This window comes from Phaeobacter sp. A36a-5a (genome assembly GCF_037911135.1).
Lineage (GTDB): Bacteria > Pseudomonadota > Alphaproteobacteria > Rhodobacterales > Rhodobacteraceae > Phaeobacter > Phaeobacter bryozoorum.
The window spans coordinates 1,924,417-1,939,955 of sequence record NZ_JBBLYU010000001.1 but is presented as its reverse complement, the minus strand read 5'-3'; the positions used below and the strand labels follow the sequence as shown (position 1 = coordinate 1,939,955).

Genomic DNA, 15,539 nt, shown 5'->3' with positions numbered 1-15,539 from the left:
CGGTTATCCTTTGCGGTCTAGGTCAATGATTGCACCGCCTTGCAGCAACAGGGCGAGCGGGTGTGAGAGGTCGAAATCCGGCTGGTCGGCCTGAACGGCGGTCAGCGCCTCGTCCAGCGTGGCACCAGCGATGAGGGCGGTGATCCAGTCCGCGCCCCCGGCGGGCAGCTCCTGAACGATGGGGTCGAATTCGGGCCGGGTGATCAGCACGTCCTGCGCGATATGGCGGGGCTTGGGCGCGTTCTGTTCGGTGTTGAAGCGCCAGATGTCATAGATCGGCCAGGGCGAGCGCAGCAGGGTGACGGCGGGGGCCAGTGTCAGCCGGGTCGCCATCAGCTGATCGGGTGCAAGCGCTGCCAGACGCGCCGGGTCAACCGCCGTGGCGTCGGCAGCGTGATACGCCCGGCGCAGGGCAAGGTCGAGCCGCGCCGCATCGGGCAGATAGCCGAGATGTTTCAGCTGCTCCATCCCGGCGAGAAACGCGGGAAACTCAGCGCCATAGTGCATCATCAGCGGCGAGGAGGGCGGATGGGCGCGCAGATATATGCCCGCCAGCCCGTCGAGGTTCTGCTTGCCCAGCAGCTTGCCGATCAGGGGAAAGGCGCTGTGCATCGCCTCGGTCAGGGAGACCGCGATATTGTTGCGATAGACGCTGAACCGCCGCCCGGCCGGCTGGCCGGTCGCATCCAGCAGCCCCTCAGGCACCGGCTGGCCCGCATCCATCATGGCGTGGGCGAATTCTGTCTGGCTTACAGTCATGCCGGCACCCGCTCCAGCGCGGTTGCGGCACGGGAGGCCTCGGCCTCCAGCACCGGCCAGGCGGGCACATCGGTGTCCCACTCGACCAGCACAGGCTTGGGGCCGGATTTTGCCAGCGTATAATCCAGCAGCGCCCAGACCGGATCCACCACCTCGGCGCCGTGGCTGTCGATCAGCAGCGGTTTGCCGTGGTCGTCCTGATCCTCATCATGGCCGCCAAGGTGGATTTCACCAACCTGATCCAGCGCAAAGGCGTCGATATAGACCTGCGGCGAGAAATCGAGATTGGTGGCGGAGACAAAGACGTTGTTCACATCCAAGAGCAGCCCGCAGCCGGTGCGGCGGGTGATCTCGGCCAGAAATTCCGGCTCGGACCAGCTGCTTTCGGCAAAGGCGAGGTAGCTGGAGGGGTTTTCCAGCAGCATCCGCCGCCCGATGGCGTCCTGCACCTGATTGATATGATCGCAGACCCGCGCCAGCGTGGCATCCGTATAGGGCAGCGGCAGCAGGTCGTTATAGAAATGGCTGTCATGGGTGGACCAGGCCAGATGTTCGGAGAAGCTTGCGGGATTGAGCCAGCCCACCAGATGCGTCAGCCGTGCCAGATGATCGGCGTCCAGCGGCCCTTCGCCGCCGATAGAGAGGCCGACGCCATGCACCGACAGGGCAAACTGTTCAGCCAGATGACGCAGCTGCGCGATCGGGCGGCCACCGTCGCCCATGTAGTTCTCGGCGTGGATTTCCAGCCATTTTACCGGGCTCGGCCGCTCAGCGCCGACCGTTGCAAGAATATCGGCGAAATGCTGCGGCTTGTAGCCAACACCGGCTGCGGCGGGCAGGGAAGGGGCGGCATCCAGCATGACAGGTCCTCTGATCCGGTTACAAAAAGGGCGGGAGAAATCCCCCGCCCCGCTGGTCTGGCCTGTGCTTATGCAGGCAGGTCACGTTCCAGCGGCTCCAGCGAGCCCTTGCGGTCGCTGCCATCGGCCATAGCGGGCAGTTCCATACCTTCGCAGCTGCCGGCATCGACCAGGGTCCAGGCGTTGCCCTGATAGTCGACGGTCGAGGTGCCGGCGCAGGTGGTGCCGGGGCCTGCGGCGCAGTCGTTCTGACCGGCGAGGGAGACGCCATAGCATTTCTCTTTGGACTGGGCGGCAGCCGGGGTGACCATGGCAGAGGTCAGTGCGGCAGCAACGGCACCAGCGACGGCGAGGGATTTTGCGGTGTTGGACATCGGTGTCTTCCTTCTTTGGAATTTGGTTGCGAGGCGGTTGTTACAGGTCAGACATTAGCTCAGCCTGAGAAGTGTTTGAATTCACGAGCCTGTGTCTCACGCGGGCGTCAGCAGCCGTGACCGCTTATTACAGTGAAGTGGCTGCTGAACCCTTAAAACCATGCGCAAAAAGAAACCGGCCCCGCAAGTGGGGGCCGGTGAAAAGGCAAAGATCAGCAAAAGACCGCAGGAATGTTACAGAAGATCCGGCGGAGTTGCCTCAACCGCCAGCGCTTTTGTTACAGCCTCCAGGGTTTCGACCTTGGTCTGTTTTTCGCCAAGACGGCGGACGGAAACGGTGCGCTCTTCGACCTCGCGGTGACCGACGGCGAGGATGACCGGCACCTTGCCCACCGAATGCTCGCGAACCTTGTAGTTGATCTTCTCGTTGCGGATGTCGGCCTCGGCGCGCACACCGGCGGCGCGCAGGGTCTCAACAACCTCGTTCACATAGTCATCGGCGTCGGAGGTGATCGAGGCGACAACCACCTGACGCGGCGCCAGCCAGAACGGCAGCTTGCCTGCGTGTTCCTCGATCAGGATACCGATGAAGCGCTCGAAGGAGCCCAGCGTGGCGCGGTGCAGCATGAAGGGGCGGTGCTTGTTGCCGTCCTGGCCGATGAAATTCGCATCCAGCCGTTCGGGCAGGTTGGGATCCACCTGCAGGGTGCCGCACTGCCAGTTCCGCCCGATGGCGTCGGTGAGGGTGAACTCCAGCTTCGGACCGTAAAAGGCACCTTCGCCCTCCAGCAGCTCGTAGTCATAGCCCGCCGCCCTGCAGGCATCGCCTAGCGCCTTTTCCACCAGATCCCAACTCTCGTCGCTGCCGATCCGTTTTTCCGGGCGGGTCGAGAGCTTGATGGTCCAGTCATGGAAGCCGAGATCGGCATAGACCTTGGACAGGAAGGCGATGAATTTTGCGGTTTCAGACTCGATCTGATCCTCGGCGCAGAAGATATGGCCGTCATCCTGGGTAAAGCCGCGCACCCGCATGATGCCATGCAGCGCGCCCGAGGGCTCATAGCGCGCACAGGAGCCGAACTCAGCCATGCGCAGCGGCAGGTCGCGGTAGGATTTGAGGCCCTGATTGAACACCTGCACATGGCAGGGGCAGTTCATCGGCTTCAGTGCGTTCACGGCCTTTTCACGGGCGTGCTCCTCATCGACTTCGACGATGAACATGTTCTCCTGGTATTTGTCCCAGTGGCCCGAGGCCTCCCACAGCTTGCGGTCCACCACCTGCGGGGTGTTCACCTCGACATAGCCGTCGCGGTCCTGCATGCGGCGCATGTAGTCCTGAAGGGTGGTGTAGATGCGCCAGCCGTTGGGGTGCCAGAAGATCTGGCCCGGCGCCTCTTCCTGCATGTGGAACAGGTTCATCTCGCGGCCCAGCTTGCGGTGGTCGCGTTTGGCGGCCTCTTCCAGCATGGTGAGATGCGCTTTCAGCTTTTCCTTGCCGGTGAAGGCAACGCCGTAGATCCGCTGTAGCATCTGGCGGGAGCTGTCGCCGCGCCAATAGGCGCCTGCGATGCTCATCAGTTTGAAGGCATCGCCCGGCAGCTGGCCGGTGTGCTGCAGGTGCGGGCCGCGGCAGAGGTCCTGCCAGTCGCCATGCCAGTACATGCGCAGCGGCTCATCGCCCGGGATGCTCTCGATCAGCTCGACCTTATAGGGTTCGTTCAGGTCGGTGTAATGCTGGATCGCGCGGTCGCGCTCCCAGACCTCGGTGCGGACCTCATCACGTTTGTTGATGATCTCTTTCATCTTTTTCTCGATGGCGCCGAGGTCCTCGGGGGTGAAGGGCTCTGCGCGGTCGAAGTCGTAATACCAGCCATTTTCAATGACCGGGCCGATGGTCACCTTGGTGTCGGGCCAGATGTCCTGCACCGCGCGCGCCATCACATGCGCCAGATCGTGGCGGATCAGCTCATTGGCCTGAACCTCATCCTTCATGGTGTGGATGGCAATTGCGGCGTCCGCGTCGATCGGCCACTGAAGATCCCAGTGCTGCCCGTTGACGGTGGCGGAGATGGCCTTTTTGGCCAGCGAGGTCGAGATGTCAGCGGCCACCTGCGCAGGTGTTACGCCTGCGTCATAGGATCGTGCATTGCCATCGGGGAAGGTGAGAGAGATTTGGGCCATATCGGCTCTCCTCGTCGGTTTGGCGCCCACAGAACGCCCGGTTGCGGGTTATGGTGTTCTGCCCGTTTGGCAGGGGTATGCGAGGCTGTCAAGCAGGCGAGGGGCCAGCCCCTCGCGCTCCCCGGGATATTTTTCGCCAGAAGATGCAGCAGCCGGATCAGGGGGGGCTGGATCAGGGGGGCTGGATCAGCGGGCGGGGGTTGGGACACCTTTGCGGATCAGGGCTGAGTAGTCTTGCGTGATGCCCCGCGCCTGCGCCCTGGCGGTGATGCTGCCGCGTTCGCGCAGGTCTTCGGTGCTGTAGCCTGCGGCCAGAACGCCCTGTTCATGGGCGTATTCCGGCAGGTAGCCATTGGCCAGCAGCCGCCAGTCCAGCGGCACATCCTGCAGGATGGTGCGGATCATCGTCATCACCACGGTGGTGCAATTCGAGGTGAGTGAATTATACCACTGCGGCTGTGCGGCCAGCCGGTTGGCGGCCTCGACATATTGCATCAGCAGCGCGCGCGCGGTGTCGGGGTCGGTATTGATGCGAAACAGCTGCACATCCTCGCCGCGGGCATTGGTTCGGGTGCCCACCACATCGCGTTCATCGGCGGCGATCAGCACCAGCGTATTGGTCTTGAACAGATCCGCGACGGGGGAGAAGCCGCCGCCGACCTGACGGCGCACCTCGACCGACCAGGCGATATGGGCGCCATCGGCAAAGCCGAAGCTGACCACCATATGGGCCATCTCCGGTCCGGCCCAATAGGACATGAAGAGATCGACGGTGGTCAGCTGGCTGAGATCAAAGCTGCGGGTCTCCCAGCGCGGGGTGAAGTCGGTCGGTGTGGTCCAGTCGAAATTGCGCACATCTGTCAGCGTCAGGATATCGCCGTCGCGAGTGCCGGTGACCTGGCGGGCCACATCGGGGGACCAGTTTGCCTCGGCCGGCGGGGTCAGGCTTGCCCACCACCAGATCAGCGCGGCCAGCGCCAGGCAGAAGGTGGCCAGCCCGCGCAGCGCACGGCCCCGGATCACCGCCCAGAGCGTGGCCAGACCAAGGCCCGCAAAGCCGGATGCCGCGGCTGTACGCCAGAGGCCGTCCACGGGCAGCCGGTACCAGAGCGCCAGCGCGCCCCAGAGAGTGGCCAGTAGGATCAGCAGGCAGAGAAGCCCGAGGCAGAGAAGGCGGAGGGCACGGGTCAAGGGAGGCTCCTGATTTGCGGCGGTTCTGATGTCGCGCGGACCCTAGGCAGGGCTGCGGCTGGCTGCAAGGGCATCAGGCGGTCGGGGCGGCGGCGTCCCGGCGCCAGCCATCTGCCGCCGGTGCCTCCTGCGGTGAAACCGGCCATTGCGGCGGCGCGGCTGCCGTGGCAGATCTGACATCAGCATAATGACCGGACTGCATCGCGGGGGAGACCATGGCAGCAACCCAATTTCTGGACTGTGACAGCGGCCGCCGTCTGGCCTATCACCTGAGCCCGGCCACCGGCGCGGCCAAGGATACGCCGACGCTGGTGTTTCTGGGGGGGCTGAAATCCGATATGGAGGGCACCAAGGCGGTGCATCTGGAGGCCTGGGCCCGGGCGCGGGGCCTCGGGTTTCTGCGGTTTGACTATTCCGGCCACGGTGAAAGCTCCGGCCGTTTTGAAGAGGGCTGCATCGGTGACTGGCATCAGGATACGCTGGCGGCGGTAAAGGCATTGACCACAGGGGCGATCCTGCCGGTTGGCTCCTCCATGGGGGGCTGGCAGGCGCTGCTCCTGGCGCGGGCGATGCCCGAGCGGGTGGCCGGGCTGGTCACCATCGCCGCCGCGCCGGATTTCACCGAGGATGGCTATTGGGCCAATTTCACCGATCCCCAGAAGGCGGAGCTGGAGGCGCGCGGGCAGGTTGAGCTGCCGAGCGACTATATGGAGCCTTATGTCATCACCAAACGGATGATCGAGGACGGGCGCAACCATCTGGTGCTGCGCGATCCGCTGGTGCTGGCGATGCCGGTGCGCTGCCTGCAGGGCACCGCCGACACCGCCGTCAGCACCGAGACCGCGCTGCGGCTGCTGGATCATGCCACCTGCGCCGATATGCGCCTGCATCTGGTGAAGGACGCCGACCATCGGTTCTCCGACCCGGCCTGTCTGGCGCTGATCGAAACCGCCGTGGCGGAGGTGCTGGGGCTATCTGGCGCGCCAGATATCGGTTAGGTTGAGTGGCGGGCGGGCGCGCAGGTTCTGATGTAGTGACCTGCATCCACCACGCGACAGCTGACGCAGGCTATGGCAGAGTGTCCGGGATGATCTGCCACATAGCGCAGGGCGGCCCGAAAGGGGGCAACCCGACAGCAGCAGGACAGAGGCAGGAGAAGGGCAGGAGAGGATCCGATGGAGCAACGTATCAGCCTGATCACACTGGGCGTGCCGGATATGGAGCGGGCGGCGGCCTTTTATGAGGCGCTTGGCTGGCAGCGCGCTGACAGCCCCGATGGGGTCATTGCCTTTGATCTGATGTCGCAGACGCTGGGGCTTTACCCGCTGGCGTCGCTGGCCGAGGATATTGGCCTGCCGCTGGATGAGCTGGGCACCGGCGCGATGACGCTGAGCCATAACACCCGCACTGCGGCAGATGTCGCTGCGCTGATGGCCCGGGCGGAGGCGGCAGGCGCCACGGTGCTGCGCCCGGCAGGAGAGGTGTTCTGGGGCGGCACCATCGGCTATTTCCGCGCCCCGGACGGCCATATCTGGGAAATCGCGCATAACCCGTTCTCGCCGCTGTCCGATGACGGCGCGTTCCGCTGGAACGGCTATGGCGCCCAAACCGAGGGATAAGCACAGGTGACAGACCGGTCAGGCGACGCACCGCAGAACATGAGCCGCCCTTCGCAGGCCCCGGCAGAGCGCGCCGCTGGCGCCCCGCTGGTGATGCTGCCCGGTCTGATGGGCAATGCCGAGGCGTTCCTGCCGCAGCTGCGGGCACTGTCCGGGGTGGTGCCGACGATGATTGCGCCGCTGCTCGGCGGCGACCGGATCGAGCTGATCGCCGATCATCTGCTGGCCCGGCTGCCGGCGCGGTTTTCACTGGCCGGGCTGTCGATGGGCGGCATTGTTGCAATGGAAATCCTGCGCCGCGCGCCGCAGCGTGTGAGCCGGCTCTGCCTGATCTCCACCAGCCCCTTGCCCGACACGCCTGCCCAGGCCGCCGAATGGGAGCCGCTGATCATCGCGGCCCGCAGCGGTCGTCTGGCGGATGTGCTGCGCAGCTGTCTGCCGGTGGAGTGCTTGGCCCCGTCGCCGCAGCGGCTGGATATTCTGAACTCGATCTATGAGCAGGCCCTTGCGCTGGGGCCGGAGCTGTTCGTGGCGCAGGCGCGGGCCTTGCAGCGGCGCACCGATCAGCAGGCGGCACTGCGTCGTTTCAAAGGACCCTCCCTGATCCTCTGTGGGGCGCAGGACCGGCTGACGCCGCTGAAACGCCATGAATTCATGGCCGCGCTGATGCCCAATGCGCGCCTTCATGTGGTGGAGGAGGCCGGACATCTGCCGACGCTGGAACAGCCGGATCAGGTGACCGGGGCGATTGCGGAATGGCTGGCGGAGGAGGACCGGCAGCTGGGCTGCCCGGCGGATCTGCCCGCAGACCGTCAGAGCGCTGCCGCCACAACCCAGCCGCAGCGGATATCGACGCCACCGGCGGAACCTGCGGCGGCATCGCCGTCAAAACCGTTGCCGCCCCTGACACTCACCAACCCACTAAAGCCATCAGATCCAATCGGTTAACCTGCAAAGCTTGTGCGGATCGCGGCCCGGTCGGCCGCAAAGACGGCACGGCGCTACCTGCGCAGCAGTTCCGCGCGCGCCTCCTTGCTGATCACCTCCGGTTCGCTGATTGGCGCACCGCTGTCGATGTCGAAGAATGGCGTCTCTTTCCAGCGGCCGGAGAGGCGCGCCGATATCATCCGGCTGAGCAGCGAGATGACCATCCGTGCCGCGCCTTCGGTGCGGGGCTGTTTGCCTGCCTTCGGAACAAAGGCGCGGGCGCGCACCTTGCCAAGCGCGGATGGGTCGGCAAACCGGTCCGACCGCATCCCGGCAAAGGGCAGGGTGGGTTTGGCCAGCGTATTGGCCATCGGGGTGCCGCAGCAGCCCGCATACCAGCGCAGCAGCCCCTTCGGGCTGAGCCGCATCACCCGCAGCAGATCCTGCCCCTGATGAAAGGTCACCCCATCGGGATTGACCTGAAACAGATCAACCGGTCCCGGGGCGGGGTCCGGCTGGTTGTGGTACAGCTCATTGGCGCGGCAATCGGCGCAGAAACAGACAACGCGGGTGCCGGCCTTGCGGGCCTCTGGCGACAGCGCGCCACGGATCTGGCCGCAGTCACAGGCGAAACTCAGGGGATCGGCCATTGCTGAAATGGTCCTTGGGCTGAAATGGGCTTTGGTCAGGGCTGGGCGCCCGTCTTATTTGGTCTGGCCTCAGCCTCGCCGGTCAGGCGGTCGCCTTGGTGCGTTTTGCTGCGGCTTTCTTCGGCGTGCGGGCATTGGCGTTCATGAATTCGATCACCAGCGGGCGGATATTATCGCGCCAGCTGCGGCCGGCAAAGATGCCATAATGTCCTGCACCCGGCTCCACATGGCTGGCCTTCTTTACCTCCGGCAGGCCGGTGCAGAGATCCAGCGCCGCGATACATTGTCCGGGGGCCGAGATATCATCATTGGCGCCTTCGACGGTCATGACCGCCACATCGGAGATCTTGCCCATATCGACCTTGTGACCGCCGACAACAAAGTTGTTGCCGGCAATCTCGCCGCCCTTGAACACCCGCTCCACCGTCGACAGGTAGAACTCCGCCGTCATGTCCATCACGGCAAGATATTCGTCATAGAACCGGTTGTGGGCATCATGATCCGATGCTTCCCCCCGGCTGACCCGCTGGATCTGATCCATGAAAGCCTTGGAATGGCGCTCGCCGTTCATCGACATAAAGGAGCTGAGCTGCAACAGGCCCGGATAGACCTTGCGGCCGACGCCCTTGTATTTGAAGCCGACACGCTGGATCATCGTCTCTTCCAGCTGGCCCATGGTGACCCGGCGGCCAAAATCGGTCACATCCGTTGGGGTTGCATCGGGATCCACCGGCCCGCCAATCAGGGTGAGCGACGACGGCTGCGCGCCCGGATCCTGCTCTGCCAGATAGGCGGTGGCGGCCAGCGTCAGCGGGGCCGGCTGGCAGACCGCGATTACATGGGTATCGGGGCCCATTTCACGCATGAAATCAACCAGATATAGCGTGTAATCCTCAATGTCGAACTTGCCCGCTGAAACCGGAATATCGCGGGCATTATGCCAGTCGGTGACATAGACTTCGCAATTCTCGATCAGGCTTTTGACGGTGGAGCGCAGCAGGGTGGCGTAATGGCCCGACATCGGCGCGACCAGCAGAACCTTGCGCGGCTGCTCGGCGCGGCCTGCGACGCGGAAATGGATCAGATCGCCAAACGGGCGCTCGACCACCGTGTCGATTTCCACCACGTGATCGCGGCCATCGGCGCAGGTCTGGGTATAGATGCCCCAATCCGGTTTGGTCACCATGCGCTGAAAACTGCGCTCCGTCACCTCGCCCCAGGCGGCCATCCAGGCAATGGCAGGATTGGGGATTGCGGCCAGCGCCGGGTTCGATGCCATCGACAGGGCGGTGGCCCCCAACCACTGATTGGTGTTACGCATTGTTTCCATCAGATCGTACGACATCATGTAACGCATGTTATATCTCCATTGCGTTGGCCGCTTGGATCCGATCTGAATCCACGTGCGGTTGTGTCACAACCCATCGGACGTTTCATGGCTTTGTCGTATGATGGGCGGACAGTATTCTGCATAGCAGAAAGATTACGGGGGATTTGTTAAGATGACAACAAGCGACAGTACGGATCCGGCAGTCTCGCCGGAACATATTGAACGAATTAAAAAAAATATGGAGCAGGTTGAGCAACTTTCAAAACGCCTGATGGATGTTCTGGCTCAGAAAAAATCTCACCCCCCTTCTCTGGACGGTCCGAATCAAGAGCTTTTTGCACGCGCAGCAACCGCCTATTGGGCCGAAATGGCCAAAAACCCCGCCAAGCTGTTGGAAAAACAGGTGTCTTACTGGGGGCAGGCGGTGGTGAATTTCGCCGAAGCCCAGGCGCTTCTGGCCAAATCCATGGAGGGCGACAGCCCCGAGGACGCCGATGAGGGCGCGCCCGATGACCGCCGCTTTGCCAATCCGATGTGGCAGTCCAACCCCTATTTTCACTACATCAAGAAACAATATCTCACCAATGCCGAGGCAATTCGCAACGCCGTCGCCGAGGTCGATGATCTGGAAGATGTCGACAAACGCCGCCTTGGCTATTTCGCCGATCAGATCGTGCAGATGATGGCCCCCACCAATTTTCTGGCAACCAACCCCGATGCGCTGGAAAAAGCGGTGGAGACCGAAGGTCAGTCACTGATCAAGGGGCTGGAGAATCTGGTTGCCGATCTGGAGGCCAACGACGGCGAACTGGTGGTGCGGCTGGCGGATGAGACCGCCTTTGAGATCGGTCGCAATATTGCCACCACACCCGGTGAGGTTGTATTTCGCAACGAGATGATGGAGCTGATCCAGTACCGGCCGACCACCGAAACCGTGCATGAAACCCCCATCGTGCTGTTTCCGCCGTGGATCAACAAATTCTACATCCTCGACCTCAAGGCGCAGAACAGCCTGATCAAATGGGTGACCGAACAGGGCTATACGCTGTTTGTGGTGTCCTGGGTCAACCCCGGCGAGGATCAGGCGGACCTCGGTCTGGAGGATTATATCGAGAAGGGCTATCTGACCGCGATCGAAACCGCCAAGTCGATCTGCAAGGTGAAACAGATCAATGCCGTTGGCTACTGTATCGCGGGCACCACGCTGTGCCTGACGCTCTCGTTGCTGAAACAGCGCGGCGATACCTCGATCAAATCGGCGACCTTCTTTACCGCGCTGACGGATTTCTCCGATCAGGGGGAGTTCACGCCCTTCCTGCAAAATGATTTCATCGAAGGGATCGAGGAGGAGATCACCAACAACGGCCTGCTGCGCTCGTATATCATGGCGCGGACCTTCTCCTTCCTGCGTTCCAACGATCTGGTCTACGGGCCTGCGATCCGCAGCTACATGATGGGGGAGACGCCGCCGGCCTTTGACCTTCTGTACTGGAATGGTGACGGCGCGAACCTGCCGGGGCGGATGGCGATGCAATATCTGCGTGGCCTGTGTCAGCGCAATGAGTTCGTGCGCGACGGGTTCGAGCTGATGGGCCATACCCTGCACGTGCGCGACGTCACCGTGCCGGTGATGGCAATCACCTGCGAGACCGACCATATTGCCCGCTGGAAAGACTGCTACCGCGGTGTTCAGCAGATGGGCTCGCGCTCCAAGAGCTTCGTTGTGGCGCAGTCGGGCCATATCGCGGGCATCGTCAACCCGCCGACCCGCAACAAATACGGCCATTACACCAATCCCGATATGAAAGGTGACGCCGAGACCTGGAAGGAGGCGGCGAGCTTTCACGAAGGCTCCTGGTGGCCACGCTGGGAAAGCTGGCTGAAGAAGCGCTCCGGCAAGCAGGTCGAGGCCCGCGAACCGGGCGATTCGCAGCATCCCCCGCTGACACCGGCCCCCGGCGACTACGTCCGGGTAAAGGCAAAGCGGTCCGCAAAGCCCTGATTTTCCGGGCATTCGCAAATTATTCTGCATCGCAGCAAGAAAAACCTTGAAATGCTGCGATGCAGAAACGATATTGAGGTCATGCGAAGGCGGCAGAACGTTCTGGCCGCGTAACCAAGAGGAACCAGTACAATGGCTAAGACCCAAGATTTTACCGCGATGATGAAAGACATGATGGGTGCATTCCCGGTTGACACAACCGCGATGGAAGATGCGTTCAAATCGACCGCAGCCCTGAACGAAAAACTGTCCCAGGTTGCCCTGCAGGCTGCCGAGAAATCCGCCGAGATTTCCAACAGCTGGGCCAAGGAAACCCTGACCAAGCTGAGCGACGTCTCCAAGGCACAGGCCGAGCCTGCTGACTATGCCAAGGCAGCAACCGATTTCGCCTCCGCCTCCGCTGAAGTTGCCGCCGAGAACATGGCCGCCTTCGCCGAAGTTGCGAAAAAAGTTCAGATGGACACCGTTGAGCTGCTGATGTCGGCTGGCAAGGACATGTCCGAAGAAGCGTCCGCCGCCGTTAAGAAGGCCACCAACGACGTGACCTCCGCTGCGAAAAAAGCCGCAGCAAAGTAAGCGCTGAGCGCATCCGCAAAGGGGTTTTGCACTCCTCCCAATGAAATCTCTTTGCACCGAAGGGGGCAGGTCACCGGACCTGCCCCTTTTTCATTGGGCCACAGACCGCCTGGGGCCGCCCGCGATGGCCAGCCCGCTGATATTGGATCCGAGGATCATTTGTTGCGCGTTCCGGCGTAACGCTTCCCTTTTGTTCTGCGCTCGCATAGGCTTTGCTGCAATGCATCATGTCTGGGGAGAAATGACATGTCGGATCAGGATAAACCCTTGTTGATCAAACGATATGCCAGCCGACGGCTCTACAATACGGAGACCAGCGACTATGTCACGCTGGAGGATATCGCCGGTTTCATCCGCGAGGGGCGTGAGGTGCAGATCGTTGACCTCAAGACCGGGGACGACCTGACCCGCCAGTATCTCCTGCAGATCATCGCCGAACACGAAAGCCGGGGTGAGAACATTCTGCCGGTCAATGTGCTGAACGATCTGGTGCGCAGCTACATGGTGCCCGGTGGCGGGGTGATGCCGCAGTTCCTGCAAAGCTCCTTTGAGATGCTGCGCGAAAACCAGAGCAAGATGGTCGAGAATATGAACGCCATGAACCCGATTGCGCAGATGCCGGGGTTCGAGGCGATGAAGGCGCAGCAGCAGGCGTTTCTGAAGGCGATGACCGGCGGGTTCTCCGGCAACTGGCCCGGCGCTGCGAAATCATCCGGCGACAGTGACAGTGGCGAAGACGGCGACGGGCTGGACGATATCAAGCGGCAGCTGGCCGAGTTGCAGGACAAGCTCTCCAAACTGAAGTAAGATCCGACAGCGGCACGGGTGTTGATCCTGCGACCAAAGTCGCAGGGCTGCGCGCGTGTTTTTGATCCCGCTTGCGGGGCGGCGGCGTTAGACTCGGCGCGTCCCGTCTGCGGCCGGAATGTCACCTGCCATGGACCACATACGGCAATCGCCGCAACCCCGAGGTTCCAGATGCCCATGTCCAGTATCGCGCCCAGCATCGCGTCCAGTATCGAGCGTTTTGATGCCATCCCCGAAACCGCCCTGGCGTGGTATCGCGCGGGCCGGGCAACCGGCGGCGGGGCGGCGCTGGCGACGGTGGTCGAAACCTGGGGATCCGCGCCGCGCCGCGCCGGCGCGCAGCTGGCGGTTGCCAGCGATGGCCGGATCGAAGGGTCCGTTTCGGGGGGCTGCGTCGAAGGCGCGGTGATCTTGGCCGCGCAGGAGGCGATCGCCTCGGGGCGGCATCAGCTTCTGGAATTCGGCGTCAGCGACGGTGATGCCTTTGCGGTCGGGCTGGCCTGTGGCGGCACCATCCGCATTCTGGTCGAACCGGTGGGCGGCTCCCTGTCAGAGGCGACGCTGGCCGAACTGGTCGCTGCCCGCGCGGCCCGCCGCGCCCTGGCCTATGTGGTTGATCTCGACAGCGGTGCCGGGCGGCTGGAGACCGACGCCCACGCCGAGCGCAAACGCATGGACCGCTCCGGCGTCGAAGAGGACGGCAAGACCTTTGTCGCCGTTCACAACCCGCCCCTGCGCCTGATCGCGGTGGGGGCGGTGCATATCACCCAGGCGCTGGTGCCGATGGCGCGGATTGCCGGCTACGATCCGGTCATCCTCGACCCGCGCGCGGCCTTTGCCTCGGCGGCCCGGTTCCCCAATGAACGGCTGATCGAGGACTGGCCCGACGAGGCGATCGCCGAGCTTGGTCTGGATGGGCGCAGCGCGGTGGTGCTGCTTACTCATGATCCGAAAATTGACGATCCCGCGCTGGAGGCCGCCCTGCGCTCGGACTGTTTCTACATCGGCGCGCTCGGCTCGACGCGCACCCATGCCAAACGGATTGCACGGATGCAGGAGGCTGGTTTTGACGAGGCGACGCTCGCCCGTATCCACGGTCCCATCGGGCTTGATATCGGTGCCGCAGGCCCGGCGGAAATCGCCGTGTCGATCATCGCCGAGATGACGGCGGTTCTGCGGGGGCGGCGCCCATGATCTTTGGCGAGGTGCCCCTCAATGAGGCGTCGGGATGCTATCTGGCCCATTCGCTGCAGGGGGCGGAGCACCGCATTGCCAAGGGCACCAGACTGGCAGCGCAGGATCTGGCTGACCTTGCCGCCGCCGGCCACCGCGCGCTGACTGTGGCGCAGCTGGAACCGGGGGATATCCACGAAGACCGCGCCGCAGAGCGGCTGGCCGAGGCGCTGTTGCCGGATCCTGCCGCATTGGGGCTGCGCATCTCCGGTGCCGGGGCAGGGCGGGTCAACCTTCATGCGCTTGGCCCCGGTCTGATCCGGGTCGATGCCGAACGGATCAACGCGCTGAATGCGGTCGATCCGATGATCACGCTGGCCACGGTGCCCGATTTCCACCGCGCCGATCCCGGCGGCATGGTCGCCACCGCCAAGATCATCTCCTACGCCGTGCCGGATGAGGCGCTGACGGTCGCCACCCGCGATGTGGCCGGGGCGATCCGCCTGATCCCGCCACAGCTGCGCCGCGCCACCCTGATCGAGACGCGCACCTGCGCGCAGACGCCCCCGGACAAGGGGCGCGCCGCGATGATCGGACGGCTCGACCGGTTCGACATGGCGATGGCCCCCCGGCAGGTGGTGCCGCACCGCGAGGCTGAGCTGGCCGCCGCGCTTGCGAGCCTTGGCGATGACAGCGATCTGATCCTGATCCTCACCGCCTCGGCCACCTCGGATCCCCTGGATGTGGCGCCCTCGGCGCTGCGCCGGGCGGGCGGAGAGGTTCTGCGCTTTGGAATGCCGGTGGATCCCGGCAACCTGCTGTTTCTCGGCCAGCTGTCCGGTCGGCCGGTGCTGGGCCTGCCGGGCTGTGCGCGCTCGCCTGCGCTCAATGGGGCGGATTGGGTGCTGGAACGGCTGGTCTGCGGCATCGAGGTCAGCAGCGCCGATATCGCCGCCATGGGCGTCGGCGGCCTCTTGAAGGAAATCCCCACACGTCCCCGCCCAAGGCGCAGCGATCTCTGACCCCGACCTGCGGCTGCACCTGCGACTTTAGTCGTGGCGATGCGATTAGGGCTTCGCGCCGGCAAGCT

At 63.5% G+C, this 15,539-nt stretch carries 15 protein-coding genes; 8 read left to right on the top strand and 7 right to left on the bottom strand.

Annotation, left to right across the window (positions count from 1 at the left end):
- Positions 1–3: 3 nt before the first annotated feature.
- From WLQ66_RS09025 to WLQ66_RS09005, 5 genes are all read right to left on the bottom strand, one after another.
- Positions 4–759, bottom strand: coding sequence for an HvfC/BufC family peptide modification chaperone (locus WLQ66_RS09025; protein ID WP_340545987.1), 756 nt, complete (start codon positions 757–759; stop codon positions 4–6).
- Positions 756–1,619, bottom strand: coding sequence for an MNIO family bufferin maturase (gene bufB, locus WLQ66_RS09020; RefSeq protein ID WP_340545986.1), 864 nt, complete (start codon positions 1,617–1,619; stop codon positions 756–758). Before bufB ends, WLQ66_RS09025 begins: the two co-directional genes overlap by 4 nt.
- Positions 1,620–1,687: 68 nt before the next feature.
- Complete coding sequence (locus WLQ66_RS09015; RefSeq protein WP_340545985.1) at positions 1,688–1,993, bottom strand: BufA1 family periplasmic bufferin-type metallophore; 306 nt, start codon at positions 1,991–1,993, stop codon at positions 1,688–1,690.
- Positions 1,994–2,227: 234 nt separating this feature from the next.
- Positions 2,228–4,174, bottom strand: coding sequence for a threonine--tRNA ligase (gene thrS, locus WLQ66_RS09010; protein ID WP_340545984.1), 1,947 nt, complete (start codon positions 4,172–4,174; stop codon positions 2,228–2,230).
- 186 nt (positions 4,175–4,360) lie between these two features.
- Positions 4,361–5,365 (bottom strand): Lnb N-terminal periplasmic domain-containing protein, encoded by a 1,005-nt coding sequence (locus WLQ66_RS09005; protein WP_340545983.1) that lies wholly within the window; start codon positions 5,363–5,365, stop codon positions 4,361–4,363.
- 215 nt (positions 5,366–5,580) lie between these two features.
- On the opposite strand from WLQ66_RS09005, the gene WLQ66_RS09000 reads away from it, so the two are divergent.
- The 3 genes from WLQ66_RS09000 to WLQ66_RS08990 all read left to right on the top strand — a co-directional run bounded on the left by WLQ66_RS09000 (position 5,581) and on the right by WLQ66_RS08990 (position 7,932).
- Entirely contained in the window at positions 5,581–6,363 is a 783-nt protein-coding gene (locus WLQ66_RS09000) for an alpha/beta fold hydrolase (RefSeq protein WP_340545982.1), read from the top strand.
- 177 nt (positions 6,364–6,540) lie between these two features.
- The gene (locus tag WLQ66_RS08995) at positions 6,541–6,984 is read left to right on the top strand and encodes a VOC family protein (protein ID WP_340545981.1); all 444 of its coding nucleotides are present in this window, start codon (positions 6,541–6,543) and stop codon (positions 6,982–6,984) included.
- Positions 6,985–7,023: 39 nt separating this feature from the next.
- A complete protein-coding gene (locus WLQ66_RS08990) occupies positions 7,024–7,932 on the top strand; it encodes an alpha/beta fold hydrolase (RefSeq protein ID WP_374015614.1) in 909 nt (302 codons plus the stop codon).
- Positions 7,933–7,985: 53 nt separating this feature from the next.
- Here WLQ66_RS08990 and WLQ66_RS08985 read toward each other — a convergent pair whose 3' ends face one another.
- Both WLQ66_RS08985 and phaZ read right to left on the bottom strand, forming a co-directional pair.
- Positions 7,986–8,561, bottom strand: a complete 576-nt coding sequence (locus WLQ66_RS08985) for a DUF6151 family protein (RefSeq protein WP_340545979.1) — start codon at positions 8,559–8,561, stop codon at positions 7,986–7,988.
- A gap of 82 nt (positions 8,562–8,643) precedes the next feature.
- A complete protein-coding gene (gene phaZ, locus WLQ66_RS08980) occupies positions 8,644–9,918 on the bottom strand; it encodes a polyhydroxyalkanoate depolymerase (RefSeq protein WP_340545978.1) in 1,275 nt (424 codons plus the stop codon).
- A 145-nt stretch (positions 9,919–10,063) separates the two neighbouring features.
- Between phaZ and phaC the strand changes: the two genes are divergently transcribed.
- From phaC to WLQ66_RS08955, 5 genes are all read left to right on the top strand, one after another.
- Entirely contained in the window at positions 10,064–11,893 is a 1,830-nt protein-coding gene (phaC, locus tag WLQ66_RS08975; protein ID WP_340545977.1) for a class I poly(R)-hydroxyalkanoic acid synthase, read from the top strand.
- 132 nt (positions 11,894–12,025) lie between these two features.
- Complete coding sequence (locus WLQ66_RS08970; protein WP_340545976.1) at positions 12,026–12,469, top strand: phasin, PhaP; 444 nt, start codon at positions 12,026–12,028, stop codon at positions 12,467–12,469.
- Positions 12,470–12,715: 246 nt separating this feature from the next.
- Positions 12,716–13,276, top strand: a complete 561-nt coding sequence (phaR, locus tag WLQ66_RS08965; RefSeq protein ID WP_340545975.1) for a polyhydroxyalkanoate synthesis repressor PhaR — start codon at positions 12,716–12,718, stop codon at positions 13,274–13,276.
- Between the two features lie 177 nt (positions 13,277–13,453).
- Positions 13,454–14,470: an XdhC family protein gene (locus WLQ66_RS08960; protein ID WP_340545974.1), complete on the top strand. Its 1,017-nt coding sequence runs from the start codon at positions 13,454–13,456 to the stop codon at positions 14,468–14,470.
- Positions 14,467–15,471: a molybdopterin-binding protein gene (locus WLQ66_RS08955; protein WP_340545973.1), complete on the top strand. Its 1,005-nt coding sequence runs from the start codon at positions 14,467–14,469 to the stop codon at positions 15,469–15,471. Before WLQ66_RS08960 ends, WLQ66_RS08955 begins: the two co-directional genes overlap by 4 nt.
- The last annotated feature ends 68 nt before the right edge of the window (positions 15,472–15,539 follow it).